17 protein-coding genes are annotated in these 18,759 nt (G+C 59.4%); 5 read left to right on the top strand and 12 right to left on the bottom strand.

The annotated features are described in order from the left end of the window. The first annotated feature begins 45 nt into the window (after positions 1–45). Complete coding sequence (locus tag AC5YUO_RS09345; RefSeq protein WP_496153089.1) at positions 46–1,056, top strand: P1 family peptidase; 1,011 nt, start codon at positions 46–48, stop codon at positions 1,054–1,056. Further along, complete coding sequence (locus tag AC5YUO_RS09350; RefSeq protein WP_496153090.1) at positions 1,053–1,448, top strand: winged helix-turn-helix domain-containing protein; 396 nt, start codon at positions 1,053–1,055, stop codon at positions 1,446–1,448. The genes AC5YUO_RS09345 and AC5YUO_RS09350 overlap by 4 nt, the downstream gene beginning before the upstream one ends. Here AC5YUO_RS09350 and modC read toward each other — a convergent pair. The 4 genes from modC to AC5YUO_RS09370 all read right to left on the bottom strand — a co-directional run bounded on the left by modC (position 1,417) and on the right by AC5YUO_RS09370 (position 5,588). Beyond that, entirely contained in the window at positions 1,417–2,493 is a 1,077-nt protein-coding gene (gene modC / locus AC5YUO_RS09355) for a molybdenum ABC transporter ATP-binding protein (RefSeq protein WP_496153091.1), read from the bottom strand. The two genes, AC5YUO_RS09350 and modC, sit on opposite strands and share 32 nt — an antisense overlap. Continuing rightward, positions 2,490–3,197, bottom strand: a complete 708-nt coding sequence (gene modB, locus AC5YUO_RS09360) for a molybdate ABC transporter permease subunit (RefSeq protein WP_496153092.1) — start codon at positions 3,195–3,197, stop codon at positions 2,490–2,492. The genes modC and modB overlap by 4 nt, the downstream gene beginning before the upstream one ends. Before the next feature lie 53 nt (positions 3,198–3,250). After that, complete coding sequence (gene modA / locus AC5YUO_RS09365; RefSeq protein WP_496153093.1) at positions 3,251–4,042, bottom strand: molybdate ABC transporter substrate-binding protein; 792 nt, start codon at positions 4,040–4,042, stop codon at positions 3,251–3,253. Between the two features lie 262 nt (positions 4,043–4,304). Further along, positions 4,305–5,588: an NAD(P)/FAD-dependent oxidoreductase gene (locus AC5YUO_RS09370; RefSeq protein WP_496153094.1), complete on the bottom strand. Its 1,284-nt coding sequence runs from the start codon at positions 5,586–5,588 to the stop codon at positions 4,305–4,307. Between the two features lie 130 nt (positions 5,589–5,718). On the opposite strand from AC5YUO_RS09370, the gene AC5YUO_RS09375 reads away from it, so the two are divergent. Together AC5YUO_RS09375 and AC5YUO_RS09380 are read left to right on the top strand one after the other, a co-directional pair. Then, positions 5,719–6,645, top strand: a complete 927-nt coding sequence (locus tag AC5YUO_RS09375) for a LysR family transcriptional regulator (protein WP_496153095.1) — start codon at positions 5,719–5,721, stop codon at positions 6,643–6,645. 103 nt (positions 6,646–6,748) lie between these two features. After that, complete coding sequence (locus AC5YUO_RS09380) at positions 6,749–6,985, top strand: Lrp/AsnC ligand binding domain-containing protein (RefSeq protein WP_003521320.1); 237 nt, start codon at positions 6,749–6,751, stop codon at positions 6,983–6,985. A 386-nt stretch (positions 6,986–7,371) separates the two neighbouring features. Here AC5YUO_RS09380 and AC5YUO_RS09385 read toward each other — a convergent pair whose 3' ends face one another. From AC5YUO_RS09385 to epmA, 3 genes are all read right to left on the bottom strand, one after another. Next, positions 7,372–7,563, bottom strand: coding sequence for a hypothetical protein (locus AC5YUO_RS09385; RefSeq protein WP_003492264.1), 192 nt, complete (start codon positions 7,561–7,563; stop codon positions 7,372–7,374). Between the two features lie 378 nt (positions 7,564–7,941). Next, a complete protein-coding gene (locus AC5YUO_RS09390) occupies positions 7,942–9,006 on the bottom strand; it encodes a lysine-2,3-aminomutase-like protein (RefSeq protein ID WP_496153096.1) in 1,065 nt (354 codons plus the stop codon). Then, complete coding sequence (epmA, locus tag AC5YUO_RS09395) at positions 9,003–10,067, bottom strand: EF-P lysine aminoacylase EpmA (RefSeq protein ID WP_496153097.1); 1,065 nt, start codon at positions 10,065–10,067, stop codon at positions 9,003–9,005. The genes AC5YUO_RS09390 and epmA overlap by 4 nt, the downstream gene beginning before the upstream one ends. A 251-nt stretch (positions 10,068–10,318) precedes the next feature. On the opposite strand from epmA, the gene efp reads away from it, so the two are divergent. Beyond that, positions 10,319–10,888: an elongation factor P gene (gene efp / locus AC5YUO_RS09400; RefSeq protein WP_003521324.1), complete on the top strand. Its 570-nt coding sequence runs from the start codon at positions 10,319–10,321 to the stop codon at positions 10,886–10,888. Between the two features lie 111 nt (positions 10,889–10,999). Here efp and AC5YUO_RS09405 read toward each other — a convergent pair whose 3' ends face one another. The 5 genes from AC5YUO_RS09405 to AC5YUO_RS09425 form a co-directional block, all read right to left on the bottom strand. Then, positions 11,000–12,442 carry an efflux transporter outer membrane subunit gene (locus AC5YUO_RS09405; protein ID WP_496153098.1) on the bottom strand — a complete coding sequence of 481 codons (1,443 nt, stop codon included), beginning with the start codon at positions 12,440–12,442 and terminating at the stop codon, positions 11,000–11,002. Between the two features lie 149 nt (positions 12,443–12,591). After that, positions 12,592–15,681, bottom strand: a complete 3,090-nt coding sequence (locus AC5YUO_RS09410; protein WP_496153099.1) for an efflux RND transporter permease subunit — start codon at positions 15,679–15,681, stop codon at positions 12,592–12,594. 53 nt (positions 15,682–15,734) lie between these two features. Beyond that, a complete protein-coding gene (locus AC5YUO_RS09415) occupies positions 15,735–16,934 on the bottom strand; it encodes an efflux RND transporter periplasmic adaptor subunit (protein WP_496153100.1) in 1,200 nt (399 codons plus the stop codon). A 199-nt stretch (positions 16,935–17,133) separates the two neighbouring features. Continuing rightward, positions 17,134–17,793 (bottom strand): TetR family transcriptional regulator, encoded by a 660-nt coding sequence (locus AC5YUO_RS09420; RefSeq protein WP_400816965.1) that lies wholly within the window; start codon positions 17,791–17,793, stop codon positions 17,134–17,136. A gap of 2 nt (positions 17,794–17,795) precedes the next feature. Next, entirely contained in the window at positions 17,796–18,746 is a 951-nt protein-coding gene (locus AC5YUO_RS09425) for a phosphoribosylaminoimidazolesuccinocarboxamide synthase (RefSeq protein ID WP_496153101.1), read from the bottom strand. Positions 18,747–18,759 lie beyond the last annotated feature (13 nt).

Here is an 18,759-nt window from a genome sequence, read left to right on the forward strand (position 1 = left end):
CAGTGCCTGATGGTGGCGGGATACCGGAAAAAAAGGGGAAGCGGCATGGCGGCACTCACCAATCTTCTGACGGATATTGACGGCGTTTCGGTCGGCAATGTTACCGATCTCGCCCTTGGCTCCGGTGTTACGGCGATTGTTTTCGAAAAGCCCGCCATTGCTTCCGGCTCTGTTTTGGGCGGCGCACCGGGCGGGCGTGATACCGGGTTGCTCGACCCTGCGATGACGGTGGAAACGGTGGATGCCTTCGTGCTGTCAGGCGGTTCTGCCTTCGGGCTGGATGCGGCTGGCGGCGTTCAGGCCGGGCTGCGTGAGATCGGACGTGGCCTGCAGGTGGGTTCCACCCGTGTTCCCATCGTGCCGCAGGCGATCCTGATGGATCTGCTGAATGGCGGCGACAAGGATTGGGGTTTGCATTCGCCCTATCGTGAGATGGGATATGCGGCATTCAAGGCGGCGCGTGCGGCGCCCTTCGAGCTTGGAACGGTCGGGGCCGGAACGGGTGCGACGACCGCCACCTTCAAGGGCGGGCTCGGTTCGGCCAGCGCCGTCAGTTCCGGCGGCTATAAAATGGCGGCCATCGTCGCCGTCAATGCGCTCGGCTCGGCAACGGTTGGAACGAGCCGCCATTTCTGGTCCGCGCCGTTTGAGGTGCAGGGTGAATACGGCGATAGCGGTTTTCCCGATCGTTTCGGGCCGGATCATACCGCGCTTCGCCTCAAGGGCGTCAATCTCACGGCAACGACCATCGGTGCGGTGGTGACGGATGCCGCGCTCACCAAGGCGCAGGCGCATCGCCTTTCCATCATGGCGCATGACGGGCTGGCGCGCGCCGTTCTACCAGCGCATCTGCCTAGTGACGGCGACACCATGTTTGCGGCCGCGACCAGCGAGAAGCCGCTTGAAGGCGGCATTCATTTTGCCGAGCTTTGCTATCTGGCCACCATCGTCATGGCGCGGGCGGTGGCGCGTGGCGTCTATGAGGCAACGGCCTTGCCGGTGGATGGAGCGCAGAAGGCCTATCGCGATCTTCATGGACGGGGCTTTGAACGATGAGTGACGCCCGTTCACCACTGAAGCCTGTTCTTCGTATTGACTTTCCGCCCGGAGAACGTCTCGGTCATGGCAAGATCGAATTGATGGAGCTGATTGTCGAGGCCGGCTCCATCTCCGCCGCCGGGCGGGCGATGGACATGTCCTATCGCCGCGCATGGCTGCTGGTGGATGCACTGAATCATATGTTCAGGCAACCGGTTATTGAATCGCAGCGCGGCGGCAAACAGGGCGGCGGTGCGGCGCTGACCGCTTTCGGCACGGAGGTGCTGGAGCGTTATCGCGGCATGGAAAAGCGGATGAACGAGGCCTTGCGCGCGGATATCGACTGGCTGGAGGCCAACCGCAATCCCGATGCGGCCCTTAATAGGGATCGAGAGCCGCCGACTTTATGATGGCATGCACCGGTTTTCCGGGTTCCAGCTGCAGCCTCTCGCGTGACAGATCGGTGATGCGCGACTGGATGATGTCGCCGCCACAATCCACCTGAACCGTGACCATGCCGTCTTCGCTGGCCGAAACAGTCGCGACCTGCCCCTCAAGAATGTTGAGCGCGCTCAAGCCTTCGGGCTTAACGGTTGCCAGCATCACATCGCGCCCTGGTATGAGCACCCGTGCCGGGCTGCCGGTTGTTCCCCTTTTTGCCGGAACATGGAGGAACAGGGTCTTTAGCCTTACCGTGGCAAGCCCGTGCCGTTCATCAAAGCTTTCAATGTGTCCGGAAAGAATGCTGCCCGCCTCGCGCCGTTCGAGATGCGCGCTGAAATCCGGTCTGGACAGCACCTCGGCCGCTTTTCCCTGCGCTTCCACCTTGCCGTCCTTCATCACCACGATGCGGTCGGCGAGGCGGGCGACCTCCTGAATGGAGTGGCTGACATAGACAACGGGGATTTTCGTCTCGTCGCGCAGCCGTTCGAGATAGGGAATGATCTCGGCTTTTCGCTCCTCGTCGAGAGAGGCGAGCGGTTCGTCCATCAGCAGAAGCCTGGGTGATGAGAGGAGCGCGCGGCCGATGGCGACACGCTGTTTTTCGCCGCCGGAAAGCTTGTCCGGCCGGCGCTGCAAGAGATGGCCGATGCCGAGCATGTCGACGATGCGGTCTTCATTCGTGTTCCCGGTTTTGTCCACGGCGAACCATCTGCCGTAACGCAGGTTCTGCGCCACGCTGAGATGCGGGAAGAGCCGTGCCTCCTGAAAGACGTAGCCGAAGCGGCGCTTGTGCGCCGGCAGGAACCGCCTTGTTCCGCTATCGGCCAGCACTTCTCCATCCAGCAAAACCTGTCCTTCATCCGGCCGCAGCAGGCCTGCCATGATGCGGATCATCGAGGTCTTGCCGGAACCGGAGCGCCCGAATAGCGCGGTGACGCCGCCTTCGGAGGTGAATGACGCATCGAGTTCGAAGGAGCCGAGGCGGTGGCGGGTGGTGACCGAAAGCGTCATTCCATGCTCACCCGTTTGCCGACGATGCGGGCCAGAAACTCCGAGACGAGCAAGGCGAGCATGGAAATGACGACGGAAACGATGGTCAGGCGCAATGCGCCGGCATCGCCGCCCGGAACCTGGGTGAAGGTATAGATGGCGGCGGACAAAGTCTGGGTTTCGCCGGGAATATTGGACACGAAGGTGATGGTTGCGCCGAATTCGCCCATGGCTTTCGCGAAGGCTAGGATCATGCCGGCGATGATGCCGGGCAATGTCAGGGGAAGCGTGACGGTGAGGAACACCCAGAAGGGGCTTGCGCCCAATGTTCCCGCCGCCTCTTCCAGTTTGCGGTCCACGGCTTCTATGGAAAGGCGAATGGAACGTACCATCAGCGGAAAGGCCATCACCGCGCAGGCGAGCGCCGCTCCCGTCCAGCGGAAGGAAAAGACGATGCCGAACCAGCTATCGAGAAATTGCCCGATAGCGCCCCTGCGGCCGAAGAGGACGAGCAGCAGAAAGCCGGTGACGACGGGCGGCAGAATGAGCGGCAGGTGGACGATGCCATTGAGCAGCGACTTGCCCCAGAAGCGGCCGCGCGCCAGCGCCACGGCAACCGCAATGCCGAAAGGCAGGCTGGCAAACATGGCGATGGAGGACACCCACAGGCTGAGCCTGATCGCCGTCCATTCTTCAGGGCTGAGTGTCCACCAATGCAATGCCATATCCTGCAATCGTCAAGTTTCATGGCCCACCGGGAGGTGGACCTGAGACAAGCTTATTTCAAAACGGTAAAGCCTTGCTTTTCGAAGAAGGGAGCCGCCTTTGCGGACTTCAGGAAATCCAGATAGGCTTTTGCTGCCGGGGACTTTGCTTCCGAGAGAATGGCGACCGGGTAGATGATCGGCGGGTGGCTGTCTTCCGGGAAGGTGCCGACGATCTTTACGCCCGGATCGGCGGCGGCGTCGGTCTGGTAAACGATACCGTAGGGTGCTTCGCCGCGCGAGACGAGCAGCAGGGCGGCACGCACGCTTTCCGCGCCGGCGACTTTCTTTTCAACCGAAGACCAGGCGCCGAGCTTTTCCAGAGCGGCCTTGCCGTATTTGCCGGCGGGAACGGAATCGACCGCGCCCATGGCCAGACGGCCATCGCCCACGAGAGCGGCAAGATCGAAACCCTGCTTGATATCGACCGGCTTGGCCTTATCTGCGGGAGCGACGAGAACGATGCGGTTACCGAGAAGATTGGAACGGCTGTCAGCGTTAATCAGCTTCTTTTCGGCGACATAGTCCATCCATGCGAGATCGGCGGAAATGAAGATATCCGCCGGCGCGCCCTGCTCGATCTGCTTGGCCAGCGCCGAGCTTGCGGCATAAGAAACGGTCGCCTCATTGCCGCTTTCCTTCGCCCATTCGGCGTTGAGGGCGTCGAGCGCGTTTTTCATGCTCGCGGCGGCAAACACCGTGACCTTTTCGGCGGCATGGGCCGGAACGACCGCAAAGGAGGCCGCCATCCAGAAGGATGTGGCTGCGGCAATGGTTTTGAAGAAGCTGCGACGCAAAAGTCTCATGGTCTGTTACCCCCGGTTCGAGATATTCTGGTGAATATATCGATAGGCCTATAGGGCAATCATTATATTTTCAAGGATATATCGATATGGTGGGGAAAAGAGGCTGGTGCGGGTGTCTATGTCAGAAGGGTGGTTAAGCTCGAAAAGCTTTCCTCGTCATGCTCGGGCTTGTGCCGAGCATCTGCAACGTTTCCATTTTGTTGAACGTGATTAGACCCTTGCGACAAAGCCAAGGCTTCCCTTGAAGCGGCTCCGTTTCCGATCAAAAACGCTCGCCGGCAAGATGGGCGATCTGTGCGCCTGCCTCGTAATAGGCTTCCTTCACCGCCCGGAAAGCCTGCGCTTTCGGCTCGGTCAAAGGCAGGGGCATTTCTGCCTCGGCGATCTCACCCAGAATATGCTGCGCAATCACCTTGCCAAAGGCTGTGCCCGGCGCGATGCCGCGGCCGTTATAGCCAGAAAAACCGACGACGTTCTCAGCGAATTTGTGAAAGCGCGGCACGGCATTGTCGGTCATGCCGATCTGGCCATACCATTCACATTCGAATTCCGTGTCTCCAAGCTGTGGGAAGAGCCGCTTCAGCGAACGTTTCGCCCAGGCACGATGAATGGCCGTGCCGGTGCCGCGCAGCGCGCCGACACTGCCGAACACCAGCCGGCCTGCTTTGTCCATCCGGAAGGATGACAGGATTTCCTTCGTATCCCAGCAGCCCTCACGGCCGGGCAGGATGCTCTTTTGCAGGTTGTCGCCAAGCGGTCGGGTCGCGAAGTTGAAATAGGGCAGGTAGATCTGTTCGTCGCGAACGATCTGCCATGGTCCGGTGCTGTAGGCTTCCGTGGCCACAACGATCCAGTTGGCGGTTACAGACCCTTGCGGCGTCTTCACCAGCCATTTTCCATTGCTGCGTTCGGTTGCCACCACAGGGCTTTCGGTGTGCAGGCGCACGCCCGCTTTCTGGGCGGCCGCAGCAAGGCCTCGAACATAAGCGAGCGGCTGTATCGTGCCGGCGCGTGTATCCAGAAGCGCACCGGAATAGCCCGTGCTGCCGGTGCGTCTCGCTGTCTCTTCGGCATCGAGGATGCGGACGGGCGCGCCCCTCGCTGCCCATTGCTCGCAGCGCTCACGGATTTCCGCGAGCCCTTTGTCACCGACGGCGCAATGGAGCGTACCGTTTTTTTCGATCTCGCAGGGAATTGCGTGTTTTTCCACCAGTTCGCGCACGAGAAGCGGGGCATTGCCCAGAAGGTGGAGAAGGCGTTCGCCGTAAACCTCGCCCAGAACGCCGGGCAGCTCTTTCGGCATGACCCACATGCCGCCATTGATGAGGCCGACATTGCGGCCTGCGCCGCCGAAACCGATTTCCCTTGCTTCGAGAAGAACGACATCCACACCGCGTTCGGCAAGATGAAGGGCGGCGGATTGGCCGGTGAAGCCACCTCCGACGACGACGACATCTGTAATTGTTGCGCCCTGCAAGGCCGGCGTTACGTGCGGCTGCGGCGCTGTCTTTTCCCAAAGGCCGTGCGAGCGGGGGTCATTATACATCGTTCCACCATGTTCCGGGCCAGTTCATTTGTTCTTCGTATGAGTGGCAAGCCCTTGTTTATAAGACTTTACAAGCGGTCCTGCCTGTTGAATATCGACATATCGTCAAGAGTTCATTCCAGGAGGGAATATGGTCCTGCCACCCCGCCGTTTTCTGCCGTCACTTTCGCTGCTCGCGGCCTTCGAAGCCGCTTCTCGGACGGGCAGTGTCACCGCGGCGGCGCGGGAACTCGGGTTGACGCAGGGTGCAGTCAGCCGTCAAATTCTGGCGCTTGAAGAGCAGCTTGGCGTGGCGCTGTTCCTGCGCGAGCGGCAGACGATCCGGCTGACAAGGGCGGGGGAGGGTTATGCGCGGGAAATCCGCGAAGCCCTGCGGCGCATATCGACGGCCTCACTTAATCTGCGCGCCAATCCGGATGGTGGCACGCTCAATCTCGGTGTTCTGCCGAGCTTCGGCACGCGTTGGCTGGTGCCGCGTCTTCCCGATTTCATTGCCAGGCACCCGGGCGTTTCGGTTAATCTTCTGACGCGATCATCGCTGTTCGATTTCCGCACCGATACCGTCGATGCGGCGATCCATTTCGGATTGCCGCATTGGCCGGGCACCGAGCTGGTTTTCCTGATGCATGAAAAGGTCATTCCGGTATGCAGCCCGTCATTCAAGGAGCGATACGGACTTTCAAAGCCGGACGATCTGCTGCATGTCCCGTTGCTGCACATGACGACCCGGCCGGATGCCTGGGAGCAATGGTTTCGCAGCCACGACGTTGGTTTCGACAATGTGCACGGCATGCTTTTCGATCAGTTCACGACGATTGCCGAGGCGGCGAGCGCAGGGGTTGGGGCGTCGCTCATTCCTTCTTTCATGATCGAGGAGGAGTTGCGAAGCGGCCGTCTGGTTGCGGCCGTTGCGGGGGAAGTGGAGAGCGAGGAAGCCTATTATCTCGCCTGCATGCCGGATCGCGCCGGTTATGCACCGCTGGAGAGTTTCCGCCGGTGGATCGTTTCCGAGGCTGCAATGGGGGCGAACGGCAGGGCGGAGGAGTTTTCGGCGTAAACCGGTGACCGGTCTTGCAAGACGGACGCAGCTCAGCCAATAGTGCGCCATGACGCTTGGCACGAGCAGCCATGCACCGAAAGTTCCAATACGGGAGATGTCCGTGAAGCCCATTTTTGTTCAGCTTCAATGTGAGCCCGGCAAGACCTATGATGTCGCCGACGCCATCTATAAAACGGAACTGGTTTCCGAGCTTTATTCCACCAGCGGTGAATATGATCTGCTGTTGAAAATCTACCTGCCGCAGGAAGAAGATATCGGCAAGTTCATCAACCAGAACATCGTCAATATTCCGGGAATCGTGCGCTCGCTGACGACGCTGACCTTTACTGCATTCTGACCCGCAATTCGAACCTTCGATTACGCGCTTGGCCCTCATTCCCGTGCTTGTCACAGGAATCCAGTCGACGTGCGTCTGCGCGGAGGGAGAGGCCTTTCAGCCCAAGGACTTGGTCTGGCTAGATTCCTGTGACGAGCACAGGAATGAGGGAAGGTTTGGGTGCGTCAGGAAGACCGCGTACGTGGCGTTCGGCTCTAATCCTGATTTTCAGGCGCTTTTTTAGCTTAGTGCATCATAGCTTTTGATACACCCTGAATGGCTGGTGCCAGGCGGGTAGATGGTTTGTCCACCGAGAAAAAAGCGCGCCATCGGGCCGCTGTTCGGGGTCCGATATTGGGCGCGCTCTGATTTTGACGGTTCCATGAGCGGGCGAAAATTTTCCCGCATCAGGCGACCGCAGCCAGATTCCGGTTGCGCACGAGATCGCGGATCGCAATCCGCACGTCGTCGGCGCTGTCGAACTTTTGTTCGTCCAGGTCGTGAACGTGGAACTTCACCGCGATGAACTTCAACCGGTCATTATCCGGGATGACGATGCCGACGGGCTCGCCAGCGAATTCAATAACTTGCTTCTGCATAGATATACTCCCGCTGTGGCTACTTCACACAGCATGTTGTCGAACTGATTTTCAGGAAATTGAGACCGTTAAGTCACATTCGACAGCAGCGGGAACACGTGGATTTAAATCCAGCGTTCCAGGACTCAAGACCAAGGATTGCGTTGATGCTGATATGTTTTGACATGACACACTCCCTGTATTGGTGTTGGCCCGGAATCAGGAGACTCGTTCTCCAGTTCCACACTGATAATCCAGACCAGCACTAAAATCAATGCTGATTATTATAGGTAGAATATTTTTCTTTATGATGACAGGAGAGGGGCGGAAATGTGAAATTTTTGTTTTCGTCCGCGGCCGTCTCGAAAAGCCCGGCGTAGTGGGCTTTTTATGTATTTTTTAATCGTCGCCGGTGGTGGGCGGTGGGTAAATATGATCGTTTCCGTTGAAATCAGAAACGGAATAGCAGCCATCGCGGGTCTTTTCGGCCGCATTTCTGCCAATTGCCGCTTTGCCGTGGCCGCCCGGGATGTCGAGAACATAGGTCGGCTGGCAAAGGCCGGAGACATGCCCCCGCAAAGCGGAAACGATTCGCTGGCCGTCTTCTATCGTCAGCCGGAAATGGCTGGTGCCCGGCGCAAGATCGGGATGATGCAGGTAATAGGGCTTGATACGGGTCTCGACAAAGGCGCGCATCAACGCGGCAAGAACAGACGGGTCGTCATTGACGCCCTTCAAGAGTACCGTCTGGCTGACCATGGCTATGCCGGCATCGATCAGGCGCGCCGAAGCCTGCCTTGCGGCTTCGCTGAGCTCCCGGGAATGATTCGCGTGCAGGGCCACATAGGTGGTTTTACCGCTGGCCTTCAGCGCATCGATCAGCGCCGCGTCGATACGGTCGGGATCGACCACCGGCACGCGGGTATGGAAGCGGACGATCTTCACATGCGATATGTCTTTCAGGCGCGTCATCAGGTCGGACAGGCGCCTGGGGGAAAGCACCAGCGGATCGCCACCGGTCAGGATGACCTCCCATATGGCAGGATTGGCCTTTATGTAGCCGAATGCGGCATCCAGCTCCTCCGGGCTCATCATGCCGTTGCCCTGCGGTCCGACCATTTCGCGGCGGAAACAGAAGCGACAATAGACGGGGCAGACATGCACTGCCTTCAAAAGCACCCGGTCGGGATAACGGTGGACGATGCCATGGACGGGGCTGTGCGCGTCGTCGCCGATGGGATCGTCCCGTTCTTCGGGAAGGTGAACAAGCTCGGCTGGATCCGGTACGAATTGCCGGGCAATGGGATCCTGCGGGTCGTGGCTGTCGATCAGCCCGGCAATCGATGGCGTGATGGCGAGCGCATAACGCTCCGTGACCGCGCGCAGACCGTCGAGCGTGTCGGCCTCGATCAATCCAGCTTCGACAAGTGCTTCAGGTGTCTTGATGGTCTCAAGCCTTGTCATCGTCCATATTCCGGCACTGGAGCCCACATGACGAGATCGATACGGGGCGCGCCGGTCGCCAGCATCACCAGCCGGTCGAAACCGAGTGCTATGCCGCTTGCCGGCGGCATGATTGCCAATGCGGCCAGAAAATCCTCGTCCAGCGGATAGGTCTCGCCGTAAACACGCTGCTTCTCGGCCATTTCCATTTCGAAACGACGCCTCTGCTCGGCGGCGTCGGTCAGTTCCCCGAAGGCATTGGCAAGTTCAACGCCGCAGGCATAGAGCTCGAAACGCTCCGCCACCCGCGCATCCCCGGGGGATTTGCGGGCGAGGGCCGCTTCACAGGTCGGATATTCATCGAGAATTGTTGCCCTGCCGAAACCCAGTTCCGGCTCCACCCGCTCCACGATGACGCGGCTGAACATATCCGCCCAGGTATCGTCATCGGCCACGCGAATGCCGGCATTGGTGAGGTTCGCCGCAAGATGGCGGGCGTCGGTTTCGCCGTTTCGGCTGATGGTGGCCAGCAGGTCTATGCCCGCATAGCGCTCGAAGGCTTCGGCGACGCTTACCCGCTCCGGTTCGAGGAAAGGATCGACGCTGCGGCCGCGATAGGTGAAATTTTTCGTCTTTGTGGTTTCGGCTGCCAGCGCCAGAAGGTTGGCGCTGTCCTTCATCAGGCTCTCATAGGTTTCACCGGCCCGATACCATTCCAGCATGGTAAATTCCGGATGGTGCAGGGGGCCTCGTTCCCGGTTTCTGTAAACATGGGCAAAACAGGTGATGCGTTTTTCACCGGCAGCGAGCAGCTTCTTGCAGGCGAATTCAGGCGAGGTATGGAGATAAAGCGGCACGGCGTCGCCAGCCGGCGTCAGGCCCTGTGTGGCGAAAGCATGCAGATGCGCCTCGTTGCCGGGGGAAATCTGTAATGTCGCGGTGTCGACTTCAAGAAAATCGGCGTTGGCAAAGTGGCCGCGAAAAGACGACTGGATCGCATTGCGACCAATGAGGAACGCGCGGCGGTCGGCATGGACGTCGGGCGTCCACCATGGCGACATTGTCTCGTTGCTTGCGCGCATTCTCTGTTCTTTTCCGTCTTCTCTGCGGCGCTCAATTGCGGATAAACGGCCCGCAAAACGCCTTACCGCGTCATTTAAAGCTATTCCGGGCGGAAAACCGCTAGGCACTCTTCCGCGAATTGCTGTAGAAGGCTGGCAATTCGTGCGGATTTAAGGTAGTTGCGCCCCAGAAAAAAGACAAAACGTCTGCCGGGGCCGGTGCTGCCGCGCAGTCCTTTACGACGCATTTCATCGAGTTACAAGGAAGTCATATGGTCAAGGTTATCGCCTCATCCGTCCGCAAGGGCAATGTTCTCGACGTGGACGGCAAGCTTTACGTCGTTCTTACCGCGCAGAACTTTCACCCCGGCAAGGGCACGCCGGTCACGCAGGTGGACATGCGCCGCATCGTTGATGGCGTGAAGGTCTCCGAGCGCTGGCGCACCACCGAGCAGGTCGAGCGCGCTTTCGTCGAAGACCTGAACTTCCAGTTCCTTTATGAAGATGGCGAAGGCTTCCACTTCATGAACCCCGAGAACTACGATCAGGTCGTGGTCGACACTGAGACGATGGGCGATCAGAAGGCCTATCTGCAGGAAGGCATGACCTGCATTCTTTCCATCCATGAAGGCAATCCGCTGGCTGTCGAACTGCCGCGCCACGTCACGCTGGAAATCACGGAAACCGAACCGGTCGTCAAGGGCCAGACGGCATCTTCGTCCTACAAGCCGGCTATTCTTTCCAACGGCATCCGCACCATGGTGCCGCCGCATATCGATGCCGGCATCCGCGTGGTTATTGCGACGGAAGACAATTCCTACGTCGAGCGCGCCAAGAACTGAGCCTGATTGCCGGCTCGAAAAAAGCACCGTGTGACCGGTGCTTTTTGTATCCTGAACAGCAAAAAGCCCGCGTCGAGACGCGGGCTTTTTTAATTGCCTTGTGGGCCGTTCTTACATGCCCTTTGCCGCAGCCACGGTCGGGCCGGCAGACTTCTTCGGGGTGGGCTGGCCAACGGCATAGCCGCCGCCGAGCGCCACGTTCAGCGACACAAAGTCCTGCGCGGTCGTTTGGATCGCCGTGGCAAGGTTTGCCTGCGCATCCGAGACCGAGCGCTGAGCATCCAGAACATCGAGCAGAGACGATGCGCCATCACGATAGCTGGCGGTGGAGAGCTGCAGTGCTTCCTGGTAGGAGGCGACGGTCTTTCTCAATGCGTCGACGGTACGCTGGTCGCGATTGATGGCGGCCAGTGCGTTCTCGACTTCTTCCACCGCATTGAGAACGGTCGCCTTCCAGACGAGATATTGCTCGCGTGCCTGTGAGTTGGCGATGTCGACATTGGCGCGGAGTCGGCCACCGTCGAGGATCGGAAGAGTGAGGCTCGGGCCGAAGGACCAGCTATTGGCCGTTCCCCTGCTGCCGCCGCTCACGAAATTGTAGCTCGGGGTGATCGCGCCACCAAGCTCGATGCTCGGATACAGTTGAGCCTCGGTTACACCGATCGTGGCGACCGCAGCGGCGAGATTACGCTCGGCGACGCGGATGTCCGGACGGTTGCGGATCAGGTCGGCCGGTATGCCGGCGCGGGGAATTGCGCGCGCAACAGGCTGGCGTGCGCCCTTCTGCAACTCGGTAATGAGCGATGAAGCCGGCATGCCGAGCAGGGTTGCGATGCGATGCGCAGCCTTGCGGAAGCTGGTTTCGAGGCCAGGGATCTGCGACAGGGTCGAATTGACCAGACCTTCGGACTGGACGACATCGAGGCGCGAAGCAGCGCCCGCTTCGAGCTGCAGCTTGGTCAGGTCAAGCGTTTCGCGGCGGGAGCTCAGGTTCTGGCGGGCAATCGCCAGACGTTCCTGATAATAGCGCACGTCGATATAGGCGGCGGCGACGGACGAAATCAGCGTCAGGCGCTGGACGTCGACCGTGGAGTAAGCCGCATCGAGCGATGCATTGGCGCTTTCGGTTGCCCGGCGATAGCGACCGAAGAGGTCGAGGAACCAGGAAACGCTGAGGCCGCCGGAGGATACGTTGGTGACGGGAACGTCACGGTAGCTGCCCTTGGTTTGGCTGGTCGTGTGGCTGCCGCTGCCCGTCAGGCTTGGCAGGCCGCCAGCGCCGTCCACGATCACCTGGGCCTGCGCCTGATTGATGCGCTCGATCGCCTGCATCACGGTGAGGTTCTGCGCCAGGCCGGTGGAAACGTAGCCATTGAGGCGGCCATCGTTAAAGGCCGTCCACCACGCAACGCTGCTGATGTCGCCATTACTGGTTTTTCCGGCTTCCGCAAACTTTCCCGGCAATTGGATTTCCGGCGTCTTGTGGTCGGGTCCGACAACACAGCCTGAGAGCAGCAGCATTGTCAGGGGCAGAGTGGCGCGAATAGACAGCATGTAATTTTCCCAATTCTCTGGTTGGCTTACCGAGCGCGGCTTGCTGACAAACGGGCTGCGCGGTCGATATGCCGTAGAAACGTGCATTTGCCAAATCGGCAACATTTCTAGCAGCGTATTAACGGTTGGCACAGCCCATTTTTGTTTTGTTAACGCCTTGAAAGGCGACGAATGATGACGAAAAAGGACGGAACGAAGAAAATTCCGAGGAGTGTTGCAGAAAGCATACCACCCAGAACCCCGATGCCGATTGCATTTTGCGCTGCAGAACCCGCTCCGGTTGCAATTGCGAGAGGCACGACACCCAGGATGAAGGCGAGCGATGTCATGATGATCGGACGCAGGCGCAGCTTCGCCGCCTCCAGCGTCGCTTCCATCAGGCTCAGTCCATGCTCCTGCCTTTCCTTGGCGAATTCGACGATCAGGATCGCGTTCTTCGCCGCAAGGCCGATGGTCGTCAGAAGGCCCACCTTGAAGTAGACGTCGTTCGACTGACCGAAGAAATGCGCCGCGGTCAATGCGCCGAGGACGCCCACCGGCACGGCCATGATGACCGAGAAGGGGATCGACCAGCTTTCATAAAGGGCGGCAAGGCAAAGGAAGACGATCAGCACCGAGAGGGCATAGAGCATCGGCGCCTGCGAGCCGGAAAGCCGTTCCTGATAGGAAATGCCCTGCCACGCCACCGTGTAACCGCCCGGCAGGCTTGCCGTCAGCCGTTCCATCTCGTCCATCGCATCACCGGATGCAACGCCTGCGCCGGCGGTGCCTTCGAGCGAGATCGCGCCCGTGCCGTTGAAGCGGGCGAGAGACGGCGGGGCATTGATCCACTTCACTTCGCTGAAGGAAGAGAACGGCACCATTTCGCCGCTGGTATTGCGGGCATACCAGAACTTGAGGTCGTCCGGCTGCATACGGTAGGGCGCATCGCCCTGAACATAGACGGGCTTGAGCTCGCCATTCAGCGTGAAGTCGTTGACATCCCGGCCGGCAAAGATCGTCGACAGCATGAGGTTCACGGAGGAGAGATCGACCCCCATGGCTCCCATTTTTTCCTGATCGAGAATGATCTTCATCTGCGTTTCGTTGTCCTGGCTGTCGCTTCGAAGCGAACTGATCTTCGGATTGCCGGTGGCAAGCGCGATCAACTCCTTGGATGTGGCGGTCAGAGCATCGGTGCCGTTGCGGCCGCTATCGACAAGATACATCGAGAAACCGCTCGATGTGCCCATGCCCTGAATGGCTGGCGGCAGAAGCGGGAACACCTGCGCATCGCGGAAACCGAAGAAGGTGCCCATCGCACGCTGCACGATGGCGCCGGCGTGTTGGTCGGGGGCAGTTCTCTCGGCGAAATCCTTGAGCTTGGTGAAGACGATGGCGTTGTTCTGGCCCGAACCGCTGAAGCTGAAGCCGAGAACGCCGAAAACCGATTCGACATTGGCGGCTTCCTTTTCACGGAAGTAGTTTTCGACCTGCTTCACCACCTCGTTGGTTCGCTCGATATTCGAACCGGTCGGCGTCTGGATGATCGTCAGCAGCACGCCCTGGTCTTCCTGTGGCAGGAACGAGCTGGGCAGCTTGCTGAAGAACCAGGCGCAGCCGCCGATGACGATCGCGAAGAGGATCATCACGCGCAGCGGCCGTTTCAGCAGATAACCGATGGAGGAAACGTAACCGTCCGTCGTCTTGCCGAAGCCGCGGTTGAACCATGCGCCCGGTCCGCGCTGCTTCTTGTGATGGTCGATCGGCTTCAGCATCGTGGCGCAGAGCGCCGGCGTCAGAACGATGGCGACCACTGCCGAAAGCAGCATGGCCGAAACGATGGTGATCGAGAACTGGCGGTAGATGATGCCCGTCGATCCACCGAAGAAGGCCATCGGAATGAACACGGCGGTGAGAACGAGCGCGATGCCGATGATCGCACCGGTGATCTCGCCCATCGATTTTTCGGTCGCCTCGACCGGTGACAGACCCTCTTCCGACATGATTCGTTCGACGTTTTCAACAACCACGATGGCGTCGTCGACGAGGAGGCCGATGGCCAGAACCATGGCGAACATGGTGAGAGTGTTGATCGAATATCCCGTCAGCGCAAGGATGCCGAAGGTGCCGAGAAGCACGACGGGAACCGCGATCATGGGAATGAAGGTGGCTCTGAGATTCTGCAGGAACACCAGGAGCACGACGAAGACGAGGATGATCGCCTCGATCAGCGTATGCACCACTTTCTCGATCGACAGCTTCACGAAGGGCGTGGTGTCGTAGGGGTATTCAATCGCGACGCCTTCCGGCAGCGAGCCCTCGACGGCGGAAAGTGCCGATTTCACGCGTGCCGCCGTGTCGAGCGCGTTGGCGCCGGTGGCGAGGTTGACCGCGAAACCAGCCGAAGGACGACCGTTGGAGCGGGAATCGCCACCATAGGTTTCCTGGCCGATTTCGATGCGTGCCACGTCGCTCAGGCGAACGGTCGCGCCATCCTTTTCGACTTTCAGGATGACCTTCTCGAAATCGGCGACCGTGGTGAGCTGGCTCTGCGCCGTCACCGTCACGTTGAGCTGCTGGCCCTTGATGGCGGGCACCGCACCGAGCGAGCCGACAGAAACCTGGGTGTTCTGGCTTTCGATGGCGCTGGTCACGTCAGCCGTGGTCAGCTGGTATTTGTTGAGCTTGAACGGATCCAGCCAGATGCGCATCGCATATTCGGAACCGAAGACATTGATGCTGCCCACGCCTTCGAGGCGCTTGATCTGGTCTTCGACGCGCGAGGAGAACACATCGCCGAGATCGGCCGAATTGCGCTTGCCGTCGGTCGAGATCAGCGCGCCAACCATCAGGATGCTCGATGTGGAGCGGCTGACCTGAATACCCTGCTGCTGCACGGTATCGGGCAATTGCGACTGGACGAGCTGCAGCTTGTTCTGCACCTGAACCTGCGCGATATCAGGCAAAATGCTGTTGCCGAAGGTCAGCGTTACTTCGGCGCTGCCCGTCGAAGAGGACGAGGTCATATAGGTGAGGTCGTCGAGGCCGGTCATGCCGTCCTCGATGATGGTCGTCACCGATTTTTCCACGGTTTCGGCGCTGGCGCCGTTATAGGTTGCGCTGACACGCACCGTCGTCGGCGCAATATCGGGATATTGCGAGATGGAGAGCGTCGCGATCGCCAATGCGCCGCCCAGCATGATGACGATGGCGATAACCCATGCAAAAACGGGGCGCCGGATAAAGAAATGGGCCATGGCAGTCCTGCCTTACCTTTTACGAGCTTCGACCGAGGGTTTCGTGCTCATGCTTATTTCGAGGGGGCGGCGGCAGGCGGAGCTTGCTGCGGCAGAACGACGATACCGCGATCGTCGATGGTCACTTCAACGGGCGCAACCGTCGCGCCGTCGGCAATCCACTGGAAGCCGTCAACGATGAGCTTGTCGCCATCCTTGACGTTCTCCGTCACCAGCCAGGCGTTGCCTGATTGCTGGCTGGACGGGAAGGTGCGGGTTTCCACCTTGTTTTCCGCCGTCACGAATTTTGCGGTCAGTTCGCCGTTGGCGTTGCGGCTTGCGGCGCGCTGCGGAATGCGGAAGCCTTTTTCCTTGCCGATGGTCAGCGTGGCGCGGACATAGGTGCCGGGAAGCAGAAGATCATCGGGGTTTTCGAAGAGAGCGCGGATGGAGAAGGTGCCGGTGGTTTCGCTCACCGCCATGTCCGACATGTCGATCTTGCCGTCATGCTTGTATTCCGTGCCGTCTTCCAGCGTCAGATGAATACCCGTCTCCTTCGTATCGCCGCCGAGCTGGCCGGACGAGATCGCCTTTTTCAGACGCAGAAGATTGATGCTGGATTCCATCAGATCGATATAGATCGGGTCGATACGGCGCAGGGTGGTGAGAGCCGTCGTCTGGTTCGCCGTCACCACGTTGCCGATGCTGTAAGCGGTGGCGCTGGTGATGCCGTCGAAGGGAGCGCGGACCTTGGTGAGATCGAGGTTGATCTCAGCCGTTTCCAGAGCGGCCTTGGTCTGGGCCACATCAGCTTCGGCCTGGAGCAGCGTTACCTTGGCGTTTTCATATTCGATCTGGGTCGCGCCGCTGTTGACCAGCCGCTCGTAGCGGGCAAGGTTCGCCTGGGCGCTCGGAATGCTTGCTTCGGCCTTCGCCACGTTTGCCTTGGCCTGGGCCACTTCCGCCAGATAGGTATTGTCCTCGATCTGGTAGAGAATATCGCCCTGCTTGACCTCGCTGCCTTCCTTGAAGGGAATTTCGCGGATGATGCCGGTGACGCGCGGACGGATTTCCGCCGTCTGGAACGCACTGGCGCGGCCGGGAAGAACAGTGGTCAGGGGGTATTCGCTGGTTTTCATCAGGATGATGCTGACTGGCGACGGCGGACGCTCGGCGGTCTGGGCGGTCTGGCTGCTTTCGCCGCCATCGCTGCAGCCCGCCAGAATTGCGGTCATGCACAGAGAAGCGAATAGGGGTAAAATACGTCGGCTCATTGTTCTTCCCTGCGTATCGATCGCATTCAACTATAAGCGCAATGTCGCTCGGCGGATGCGCGTCCGGAGACAGACACGACAGGCGAAGGCCTTGGAAGGGACCCGATTCGCTCATTCTGTCCGGACCGCCAAGCGCATAGAAGCGCAGGCTTTTGCGCTTCGCAAGCAATTGCGAGAAGGTGACGTAAATTGGGAATCGTCACTTAGCAAGCGGATTGCGCAATCCCGCGTCGATTAAATCGACGAGTTGATCGCAACGTGTTGCTAAATTGCCGATATCTTCCCGGGCAATGAGGACGGGATGAATAACACTTGTCAGCGCGTGGAGCACGGTTTCCGCCAGAGGAGGAATGTCGGCCGGCGCGTAGATTCGCGCATCGATACCGTCGCGGATAATGTCGGCCAGCAGGTTGGCAATGACGGCTTTATAATAGTCGCCGCACTTCATGTCCTGCTTGGCCGTCATCAGGATCATTTCGAAAATATAGGGATTGTCGTTGAGATCCCGATGATGCAGCTCCATTAGGGTGCGGGCGAGATGGCGCAGTCTCGAAAGCGGCGGTTCGCCTTTGTCCAGCGGCTGGATGTTCCTCTCGAATACGGAAATCTGCTCGAAGGCTATGGCGTCGACGAGCGCGTTCTTGGAGCTGAAATTCTTGAAGACATTGGCGGGCGACATGCCAAGTGCTGCGGCGATATCAGCAATCGCCACCGCATTGAAACCCCGCTCCCGGAAAAGCTCCTCGGCCTTGGCGAGAATGTCCCGCCGGGTTTCCTCGGCGGAACGGCGAGGCCGGCGCCTGACAGGACGGTCATTTTTCCTGTCGCCCTTTCTCGCCTGTTCAATCATTTTGCTCACGGTCAGACTCCGGGGAAGAACGGCTCCAGATTCCGGCGTATTCTTGCAAGCGGCGTCTCGCCGCTATCGTCGGGAACGAAGCTCTGTCCGGTGATGCGCTGGTAAGCATCAATATAGACCTTCGAGGTCTGCAGGACGAGATCCTCAGGAATTTCGGGAACGTCGTCCTTATAGGGATCGCAGCGTTCGGCAACCCAGGCTCTCACAAAATCCTTGTCGAAGCTCGCCGGCCGTGTTCCGTTGCGAAAGCTTTCCTCGTAGCTGTCGGCCATCCAGTAACGGCTGCTGTCCGGTGTGTGGATTTCGTCTGCCAGGATGATCGTACCGTTTTCATCCGTCCCGAATTCATATTTCGTGTCGACGAGAATGAGGCCCTGCTTTGCGGCAATTTCCTGTCCGCGCTTGAACAGCGCCAGCGCATAATGGGACAGCGTGTCCCACTGCTCCTGCGTCAGGAGTTTTTTCTCCACGATCTCCGCCGGTGTCAGTGGCTCGTCATGGCCGCCATCGAAGGCCTTGCTTGTCGGTGTGATCACTGGTTCGGGCAGAATCTGGTTGTCTTTCATTCCGTCGGGCAGGCTCATGCCGTACATCTGTCGCTCGCCCTTCTTGTAAAGGGTCAGGATCGATGTGCCGGTGGTGCCGGCCAGGTAACCGCGAACCACCACTTCGACCGGCAATATATCCAGCCTCTTGCCTATGACGACATTCGGGTCGGGATAGCTGACCACATGGTTGGGGCAGATATCCTTTGTCTGTTCGAACCAGTAGCGCGCCGTCTGGGTCAATACCTGTCCCTTATAGGGGATGCAGGTGAGGATACGGTCGAAGGCGCTCAGGCGATCGGTGGATATGATGATGCGGTTGCCGTCGGGCAGGTCGTAATTTTCCCGTACCTTGCCGCGGTAATAATTCGGCAGTTCGGGAATGACGGCTTCATCAAGAATGCGCACGGGCTCTCCAGTT

The sequence above is a fragment of the Agrobacterium sp. LEGMi-208b genome, from assembly GCF_059511785.1.

Bases quoted from the DNA above. Each gene is read 5' to 3' on its own strand.
- AC5YUO_RS09345 (WP_496153089.1), top strand. From the start codon at position 46: ATGGCGGCACTCACCAATCTTCTGACGGATATTGACGGCGTTTCGGTC.
- AC5YUO_RS09350 (WP_496153090.1), top strand. From the start codon at position 1,053: ATGAGTGACGCCCGTTCACCACTGAAGCCTGTTCTTCGTATTGACTTT.
- modC (WP_496153091.1), bottom strand. From the start codon at position 2,493: ATGACGCTTTCGGTCACCACCCGCCACCGCCTCGGCTCCTTCGAACTC.
- modB (WP_496153092.1), bottom strand. From the start codon at position 3,197: ATGGCATTGCATTGGTGGACACTCAGCCCTGAAGAATGGACGGCGATC.
- modA (WP_496153093.1), bottom strand. From the start codon at position 4,042: ATGAGACTTTTGCGTCGCAGCTTCTTCAAAACCATTGCCGCAGCCACA.
- AC5YUO_RS09370 (WP_496153094.1), bottom strand. From the start codon at position 5,588: ATGTATAATGACCCCCGCTCGCACGGCCTTTGGGAAAAGACAGCGCCG.
- AC5YUO_RS09375 (WP_496153095.1), top strand. From the start codon at position 5,719: ATGGTCCTGCCACCCCGCCGTTTTCTGCCGTCACTTTCGCTGCTCGCG.
- AC5YUO_RS09385 (WP_003492264.1), bottom strand. From the start codon at position 7,563: ATGCAGAAGCAAGTTATTGAATTCGCTGGCGAGCCCGTCGGCATCGTC.
- AC5YUO_RS09390 (WP_496153096.1), bottom strand. From the start codon at position 9,006: ATGACAAGGCTTGAGACCATCAAGACACCTGAAGCACTTGTCGAAGCT.
- epmA (WP_496153097.1), bottom strand. From the start codon at position 10,067: ATGCGCGCAAGCAACGAGACAATGTCGCCATGGTGGACGCCCGACGTC.
- efp (WP_003521324.1), top strand. From the start codon at position 10,319: ATGGTCAAGGTTATCGCCTCATCCGTCCGCAAGGGCAATGTTCTCGAC.
- AC5YUO_RS09405 (WP_496153098.1), bottom strand. From the start codon at position 12,442: ATGCTGTCTATTCGCGCCACTCTGCCCCTGACAATGCTGCTGCTCTCA.
- AC5YUO_RS09410 (WP_496153099.1), bottom strand. From the start codon at position 15,681: ATGGCCCATTTCTTTATCCGGCGCCCCGTTTTTGCATGGGTTATCGCC.
- AC5YUO_RS09415 (WP_496153100.1), bottom strand. From the start codon at position 16,934: ATGAGCCGACGTATTTTACCCCTATTCGCTTCTCTGTGCATGACCGCA.